The organism is Micromonospora sp. KC723, assembly GCF_004348595.1.
GTDB lineage: Bacteria > Actinomycetota > Actinomycetes > Mycobacteriales > Micromonosporaceae > Micromonospora.
This window is the reverse complement of record NZ_SMKD01000064.1, coordinates 22,773-31,155: the sequence shown is the minus strand read 5'-3', so window position 1 is coordinate 31,155 and position 8,383 is coordinate 22,773. Positions and strand designations below refer to the sequence as shown.

The window sequence follows — 8,383 nt, the reverse complement described above, 5'->3', positions numbered from 1 at the left end:
GCCCCCGCCCTGGCCGCCCCCGACGGGCGACCGACCGGCGGAGCAGTCAGCCGGCGGACCGGCGGCCGCACCGGCGGAGCCCACGAGCAACCGAGCGGCGGAGCCGACAGGTGACCGGCCCGCGACCCCATCGGCGGAGCCGACGGGTGACCGACAGCCGGCCCGGCCGGTGGCGCCGGCAGATGATCGGCCGGCGGCCCCACCGGGCCGGGGCGGCGTACCGGGGAACGACCCGGGGCGGAAGGCGCCGGACGGTGGCAGGGCCCGGCATCGGCGACTGGCCCTGGCCGGCGTGGCCGCCGTGGCGGTCGCCGTGCTGGTCGGTGTCGGCGTGATCCTGGCGCTCCAGCCGGACGGCCCGCGCCGGGGCAGGCCGGAGGCGACCGCCGGGTCGGTGGCGGCCGGGTCGATGCCGCCCGGTCCGGTCGTCGACGGCACCCACAACGGCAGGCCGGAACCGGACGCCCGGGCGCCGGCCGGCTGGTCGACTCCGGCGGGAGGGGACGCCCCCGTCGTCCCCGGCGGCTCCGCCGGGCCGGGCGCGGGGCCCGGCGGAAAGCCGGGACCGAAGCCGGGTGACAGCCCCACACCGGAGCCCGTGGGGAGCGCCACCAAGCCGCCGCCGTCGGACCCGCCGACCGTGAGCCCGCCGAGAACGAACCCCTACACCCCCGAGCAGGTCTGCGGCGAGGGCTTCGAGGTCGTCGACTCGGCGGCGCTGGTCGCGGACGGGGTACGCACCGGGCGGGTCTATCTGCTCCGCAAGCCCCCGGCCCGGGTGAAGTGCGTGGTCACCCTGAAGGAGATCGCGGTCGGCGAAGCCACGGCGGTGTCGGTGTACGTGGAGGTGCAGGGGAAGAAGCGCACCACGGACAGCCGCTCCAGCGAGTACTACGCCGGGCCGGTCCGGGTCGGCGGTGGCAAGGCGTGCGTGGCGTGGGGTGGGTCGACCGGCGGCGCCAGCTACGGCAGTGACTTCGAGCACTGCGGTTGATGCCGGGGGGCCTGGTTGGCGACCGTCGTCGGCCAGGCCCCGTACCGCCCGGACGCGCACCACCTCGGAGCGTCACGGCACGCCCGTCGGTCATCACGGTACCCGCTTCCGGCCGGTACGGTGGCGCCGTGCTGACTAAGGGACTGGCGCTCAGCGATCGTTACCGGCTGAGCGAACGGGTGGCGACCGGTGGCATGGGCACCGTCTGGCGGTGCGTGGACACCCTCCTCGACCGCGAGGTAGCCGTCAAGGTACTGCTACCCACACTGATCGAAGATCCCGAGTTCACCACCCGCTTCCACGCCGAAGCCCGCATGCTGGCCGCACTACGCCACCCCGGCATCGTCGCCGTACACGACTTCGGCTCCACCACACTCACCGACGGCAACCGGATCAGCTACCTGGTCATGGAATACGTCGACGGCGAACCCCTCAGCGCCTGGATCCGACGCGCCGGCCGACTCGACCCCGCCTCCACCATGTCCGCCGTCGCACAAGCCGCCGCCGCACTCCACATCGCCCACACCGCCGGCATCGTGCACCGCGACGTCAAACCCGGCAACCTCCTGGTCAAACGCGACGGCACCATCGTCCTGGTCGACTTCGGCATCGCCCGTTCCCGCGCCACCGCCTCGATCACCGCGGCGCACATGGTGCTCGGTACCGCCTCCTACATGTCGCCGGAGCAGGCCATCGCCCAACCGGTCTCCGCCGCCACGGACGTGTACGCGCTCGGCGCGGTGGCCTACCACTGCCTGACCGGTCAACCACCCTTCGTCGGCGACAACCCGTTGCAGGTGGCGCTGCGGCACGCCCAGGACACTCCGCCGCCGCTGCCCCGGGACATCCCCCCGCCGGTCGTCGCGGTGGTCGAACGCGCCCTGGCCAAGAACCCCGCCGAGCGCTGGCCCACCGCCGAAGCGATGGCCGAGGCCGCCATGGACGCCCGGGACGCCACGATGGCGGTGTCGCCGGTACCGCCACGCCCACCCTGGGCGGTGGACGGCCCGGCCCTGCCGGCGGCGGCCGTACCGCCGCTGCCCGCCGGGGCCAACCCCGCAACGCCACCCGCGCCCGCCGGGGCAACCCCCGCAACGCCACCGGCCCCGTCCAAAGCGGCCGTCGCGGCCAGTCACGGAGACGGTCCGGGGACCGGTTCCGGGGCCCTCCCGGCGGCCCAGGCCACCGGACCAGCCCAGGCCGCCACCGGAGCGGGGCACGCAGTCGGCGGCCCCGGGCAGGTCACCGCCGGGCCGCCGGGGCAGCGGAGCGCCGCCGGCGCGGCGGTTCCGGGCACGCCCGGCAGCCCGCCGGTGCCGCCGTACCCCGGCGGGCCGTATCCGGCGGTGGTGGGTGGGCAGCAGGACACCCCGCCGTTCGCGTACGCCGTGCCCGGAGCCGCCCCGACCCGGGAGGAACGGGCCGGCGGCGCACGACGCCGGCGGCTGGCCCTGGCCGGCACGGCCGGGGCGGTTGTCGCCGTGCTCGCCGGCGCCGGCACGGTGATGGCACTCCAGGCCGACAAGCCGGCGTCGGGCGGTCCGGCATCGAACGCCGAGTCGGCGGTAACCACCCTCACCCCGGCCGCTCCGGCCACCAGCGCCTCCCCCAACGGGCGACCGAAGCCCAGTGCGAGCAGCACCCGGTCCCGGTCGGCGACACCGGACCCGGCGGCCACCCCGACCGGCCCCCGGAGTCCGGCCGGTACGCCGCCGGAGACCACCCCCACCACCGCCGGCCCTGAGCCGGGTACCACCACCAGCGCGCCGGTGGTGCCGAACCCGTACAAGCCGACGCAGATCTGTGGCAGCGGCTACAAGGTCATCGACTCGGCCGCGCTGACCGCCGGCGGGGTCCGGCAGGGCCGCGTGTACCTGCTCTGGAACGGGGCTGCCAAGGCCAACTGCGTGGTGACCCTGAAGGAGACCGACGTCGGCGAGCGGACCACGGTGTCGGCGTACCTGGAGGTGAAGAGGAAGAAGCGCAACACCGACCGCGGCTCCTTCGAGTACTACGCCGGGCCGGTCCGGGCCGGCGCCGGCGGGACCTGCGTGAAGTGGGGCGGGACGGCCGGCGGCGCCAGTTACGGCAGCGGGTTCGAGCACTGCGGTTGAGCCCCGGGCCGGCCGGCGACCACGCGCCCGGCGGCTTTAAGGTACGGGCATGTCCCTAGACGGGTGGAACACGGTCCTGGTGCTCGGCGGCATCCGCTCGGGCAAGTCGGAGTTCGCCGAATCCCTGGTGGCCGACGCTCCCACGGTGCGGTACGTGGCGACGTCCTCCGCCGGTGACCCGGCGGACGCCGAGTGGGCCGGCCGGCTGGCCGCGCACCGGGCGCGCCGCCCCGGGAGTTGGACGACCGAGGAGACCGCGGACGAACCGCGCCGGCTGGCCGACGTGCTCGCCTCCGCGGGACCGAACGAGACCCTGCTCGTGGACGACCTGGGCGGTTGGGTGACGGTGCTGCTCGATCCGGCGCACCAGCCCGCCGACGACGTGGCCACCGTCGCCGAGTTGGCCGCCGCGATCCGGGACACCTCGGCACGCGTGGTGCTGGTCAGCCCGGAGGTGGGGCTGTCGCTGGTGCCGACCACCCCGCTGGGCCGGGCGTTCACCGACGCGCTCGGCGCGGCGAACCGGGCTGTCGCCGACGCCTGCGACGCCGTGGCGCTGGTGGTCGCCGGCCAGCCGGTCTGGCTGAAGCCGGCCGTCGCGCCGCGCGCGGCCGGGCTGCCCGCGCCGCAGCCGACGACGGCCGACCGCGCGGTCCGGCCGACGGCGGCTCCCGAGACCCCGTCGCCGGCGGTGCTCGCCCCTGGCGGGGCGACCTCCGCCCCGGCCGACGGCACGGCCTGGGCCGCACCGACCATGGCGCTGCCGATGGTCGCCACCGGCCTGGTCATCCAACCCGGCATGGAACTGCCCATGCCCGACGAGGACGCCGGGCCGCAGTCCGTCGAGCGGCTCGGCACGCTGGACGTCCCGGGGGCCGGGTTCGGGACGCTGGAGCGGGTGGTGGCCTTCGCCGCCGCCACCCAGGGCACCCCGACCCCCGTGCCCTGGACGACCGTGCGGGCGCTGCTGCTGCACGGCGACCACACCGGTGGGGCCGCCGCCGGGTCGGTGCCCGGCGAGTCGTCCCGACGTGCCCGGCAGGCCCGTGCCGGCGCCGGGCCCCTGGCCCGGCTGGCCGCCGAGGTCGGCGCGACTCTCCAGGTGGTGGACACCCCGTCGGCCGCGCCGATGGAACAGGAGCCGGCGCTCGCCGCCACCGCCGTCGAGTCGGCCCTGCGGTACGGCTGGCGGCTGGCCGAGGAGGCCGCCGACGCGGGCGTACAACTGCTGGTGCTCGCGGCGTGCGGGGCCGGCGCCGACGCGGCGGCGGCGGCCGTGCTCGCCGCCACCGCCGGCGCCGAGGCCCCGGCGGTGCTCGGCCGGGTGTACACCGCCGACGGCCAGATCGACGACGCGGCGTGGATGGTGCGGTGCGCGGCGGTCCGGGACGCGCTGCACCGCACCCGCCGCTCCCCCCGAGACGCCAAGGACGTGCTCGCCGAACTGGGCGGCGGAGACGTCGCGGTGGCTACCGGCGTTCTGCTCGGGGCGACCGCCCGCCGGCTGCCGGTGCTGCTGGACGGCCCGGTCGGTCTGGCCGCCGGCATGATCAGCCGCGACCTGGCCGGGCAGGTCCGGCACTGGTGCCTGCTGGCCGACCACGGCGGCCAACCGGCTGTCCGGCTCGCCGCCGACGTGCTCGGCCTGACCCCGCTGCTCGACCTGCGCCTGGACCTCGGCGAGGGGGCGAACGCGCTGGCCGCGCTGCCGCTGCTGCGTTCGGTGCTGTCGCTGGCCGCCGCGCTGCCCGTCCGCCCGCGGCGGAGCGGGCCCGGCTCCGACGAGGCGGACTTCACCGAACCGGAACCGGCCGGACCGGGCCCGACCACCACCCGACCCGCGTTCACCGCACCGGAGCCCGCCGAGCCCACGAACGGGTCGGCGGCAAGCAGCGAGCCGGCGCCGGCGGGATCCGGTCCGGACGGCACGCAGGCGGAGGCGGACCCGTCCGGCCGGCGTGCCGGCTGAACCGGGCCGCATCGACGGCCTGCGGCTGGCGCTGACCACCTTCACCACGCTGCCGGTCCGTGCCGGCCGGATCGACCGGACGGTGGCCGCCCGGGCGATGGCGCTCGCCCCGCTGGTCGGGGCGGGGCTCGGCGCGGTGCTGGGCGGGGTGCTGCTGCTCGTGGCTCCGCTCGCCCCGCCGCTGGTCGCCGCCGGGCTGACGGTGGGCTGCGCGGCCCTGGCGACCCGTGGCCTGCACCTGGACGGGCTCGCCGACACCGTGGACGCGCTGGGGTCGTACCGGCGAGGGCCGGCGGCGCTGGAGATCATGAAGAAGCCGGACGTGGGGCCGTTCGGGGTGGTCGCGCTGGTGGTCGTACTCCTGCTCCAGACGGCGGTGCTCGCGGAGCTGGCCGGACGGTCCCGGCCGGCGACGCTCGCGGCGGTGGTCGCGGCGACGGCTGCGGGCCGGCTCGCGGTGGGTCTGGCCTGTCGGCGCGGGGTGCCGGCGGCCCGGCCGGAGGGGCTGGGGGCGCTGGTCGCCGGCACGGTCGGGCCCGTCCCGCTGGTGCTCGGCACGGCCGCCGTCGCGCTCGTGGCCGCCGCGGCGGTGCCGGACCGGCCGTGGCAGGGGCCACTGGTCGTGCTGGCCGCGCTGGCCGTCGCCACCGGGCTGCTGCGGCACGCGGTACGCCGGTTCGGCGGGGTCACCGGTGACGTGCTCGGGGCGGTCCTGGAGACCGTCACCACGCTGGTCTACCTGGGGCTCGTGCTGTCCGCCTGAATGCGGCCCACGTTCCCGGGTAGCGTTTGCCCCGACGGCACCGGCGCGCACCTGGGGGACGCATGCTCATCACGGACGACTTCCTGCCGGTACCGGTGCCGGAGTCGCTGAGCGCGACCTACCTGGTACCGATGGCGGGGTTGCCCCGGGTGAGTCCGAAGACCGCGATCCGGGCCCTGGAGGGGCGGCTGGCCGAGCCGGTGCACGGGCTCGCGCGGCAGATGCTGGACAGCCCGCTGATGAGCGTGGACACCCGGTCGATCGACGAGTTCCCGCAGCTGCCGCCGGACCTGCTCACCGCGTTCGGGGCCACCGAGGCGCAGCTCGGCCGGCTGGCCGCGGCGAGCCATCTGGTGGTGGTGCAGGCCGAGTACCGGCCCGGTTGGCCGCCGGCCCACGAGTGGGCGGCGCGGGCGGTGGCCGCCGCGGTCGCCGAGTCGGTCGACGGTGACGTGGTGGACGTCTTCGGCCTGCAGTTCCTCGACCCGGCGACCGCGCTGCGCTCGTTGCCGGACGCGCAGGGCCGGGTACGCCTGGTCGACTGGGTGCTGGTGCCGTACTCCTCGGACGCGGAGGGGCTCTGGTTCACCACCAAGGGGCTGCGCCGGTTCGGGCTGCTGGAGTTGCAGACCCAGGGGGTGCCCGACCATCTCACCCGGGCCTGGGGCGCGGTGATGACCGGGGCGGCCCGGCGGCTGCTGCGGGACTGGACCGACGGGCTGGCCGGCGAGGGGGTGCCCGCGTTCGTGCAGCTGCCGGTGCTGGCCACGGTGACCGGGCACGACATCGCGGTGGCGTACGGCAACCCGGAGCAGCACGGCGCCACCGCCCCGGTGCTGCTGCGGCTGGAGCTGGACCCGGCGACCGACCCGGAGGCCGACTCGTTCCTCAGTCTGCGCCCGCCGCCCGGGCACCCGGGGCCGGACGGGAAGTACTTCGCGGCGGCCTGCGCCACGCTCTTCTCCGGTATCCAGCCGGACGTCCGCTACGCCCGCTCCGGTGACGCCATGAGCCGGGCGGTCGCCACCGCCCGGGCCGGCCTGGACGACATCCGGGCCCGGTTCCTCGCCGGTCAGCTCCCGCCGGAGTCACAGCTGGTGGTCAAGTACGGCCTGCCCGGCGACGAGGGCCCCGAGTACGTCTGGGCGGGGGTGACCGCCTGGGATGGTCCCGAGCGGATCGTCGGCGCCAGCGCCAGCGACGCCAACACCGACCCGACGGTGCGGATCGGCTCCCCGGTCGTGGTGGAGGCGGCCGACGTGGTCGACTGGGCTCTGCTGGACGGCACCGGCGTCATCGAGGGCGGCTGGACCCAGGCCGTCCTCGACGCCGGCGAACGCCCCCACCCCACCCACTAACCCCTGACGGAGGGGGTGACGAACGGCGGGCGGGTGAGGCTCATCCGGGCGCGGCGGCCGCGGATGTCGACCTCGACCACGTCGCCGTCGGCGAGGCTCGGGGCGGTGTCGACCAGCGCCAGGGCGATGCCCTGTTTGCGCGTCGGGCTGAAGGTGCCGCTGGTGATGGTGCCGACCGGTGTGTCGCCGGCGTACACCGTCATGCCGGCGCGCGGGATCGCCCGGTCGACGGCCACCAAACCGCGCAGCGTACGCCGGGGACCGGCCGCCTTCTCGGCGAGCAGCGCGTCGCGGCCCCAGAACGCCGGCTTGTCCCAGCCCACCGCCCACCCGGAGCGGGCCTGCACCGGGGTGATCTCCAGCGACAGGTCCTGCCCGTGCAGCGGGTACCCCATCTCGGTGCGCAGGGTGTCCCGGGCGCCCAGGCCGCAGGCGCGCAGGTCGAACGGCTCCCCGGCGGCGAACAGCGCGTCCCAGACGGCGACGGCCGCCTCGGCGGGGACCACCAGCTCGTACCCCCGCTCGCCGGTGTAGCCGGTACGGCAGACGATCAACTCGACGCCGGCCAGGGTGGCCGGGGAGAAACTCAGGTAGCCGTGTTCCACCGGCAGACCCCGCGCGGCGAGCAGCTCCGCCGAACGCGGCCCCTGAACGGCCAGCACCGCGTACGCCTCGTGCTCGTCGGTGACGGTGACGCCGGCCGGCGCGGCGGCACGTAACCGGCGCACCACCTCCGCGGTGTTGGCCGCGTTCGGCACGAGGAAGACGTGGTCGTCGGCGTGCAGGTAGGCGATGATGTCGTCGACCACGCCGCCGGTCGTGTCGTCGCAGCAGAACGTGTACTGCGCCCGGCCCGGCCCGATCCGGCCCAGGTCGTTGCTGAGGCAGGAGTTGACGAAGTCGGCCGCGCCCGGGCCGGTGATCCGTGCCTTGCCCAGGTGCGACACGTCGAACACGCCCACCGCCGCCCGCACCGCGGCGTGTTCCTTCAACACGCCGCCACCGGCGTACTCCAGTGGCATCTCCCACCCCCCGAACGGGGCGAACTTGGCGCCGAGAGCGGTGTGTCGCTCGTGCAGCGGGGAACGGCGCAGCCGGGTCGCGGCGGCCTCGGAGGTCACGTCCGTCATGGGTGGGAACTTACCGGGGTCTGAACGGCTGGTTAGCATCGGCGGGACCCGCTCG

The 8,383-nt window shown here is 76.3% G+C and carries 6 protein-coding genes; 5 read left to right on the top strand and 1 reads right to left on the bottom strand.

Annotated features, from left to right (window positions below; all coding sequences use genetic code 11):
- Positions 1-292 precede the first annotated feature (292 nt).
- The 5 genes from E1165_RS16170 (at position 293) to E1165_RS16150 (ending at position 7,198) form a co-directional block, all read left to right on the top strand.
- Positions 293-994, top strand: coding sequence for a hypothetical protein (locus E1165_RS16170; protein ID WP_132392290.1), 702 nt, complete (start codon positions 293-295; stop codon positions 992-994).
- 128 nt (positions 995-1,122) lie between these two features.
- Complete coding sequence (locus tag E1165_RS30780; RefSeq protein ID WP_371687352.1) at positions 1,123-3,108, top strand: protein kinase; 1,986 nt, start codon at positions 1,123-1,125, stop codon at positions 3,106-3,108.
- A 49-nt stretch (positions 3,109-3,157) separates the two neighbouring features.
- The gene (locus tag E1165_RS16160; protein ID WP_132392288.1) at positions 3,158-5,077 is read left to right on the top strand and encodes a bifunctional adenosylcobinamide kinase/adenosylcobinamide-phosphate guanylyltransferase; all 1,920 of its coding nucleotides are present in this window, start codon (positions 3,158-3,160) and stop codon (positions 5,075-5,077) included.
- Complete coding sequence (gene cobS, locus E1165_RS16155) at positions 5,067-5,840, top strand: adenosylcobinamide-GDP ribazoletransferase (protein ID WP_132392286.1); 774 nt, start codon at positions 5,067-5,069, stop codon at positions 5,838-5,840. The genes E1165_RS16160 and cobS overlap by 11 nt, the downstream gene beginning before the upstream one ends.
- Before the next feature lie 62 nt (positions 5,841-5,902).
- Complete coding sequence (locus E1165_RS16150) at positions 5,903-7,198, top strand: DUF2314 domain-containing protein (RefSeq protein ID WP_132392284.1); 1,296 nt, start codon at positions 5,903-5,905, stop codon at positions 7,196-7,198.
- Here the strand turns inward: E1165_RS16150 and gcvT are convergent.
- Positions 7,195-8,328 (bottom strand): glycine cleavage system aminomethyltransferase GcvT, encoded by a 1,134-nt coding sequence (gcvT, locus tag E1165_RS16145; protein WP_132392282.1) that lies wholly within the window; start codon positions 8,326-8,328, stop codon positions 7,195-7,197. The two genes, E1165_RS16150 and gcvT, sit on opposite strands and share 4 nt — an antisense overlap.
- Between the last annotated feature and the right edge of the window lie 55 nt (positions 8,329-8,383).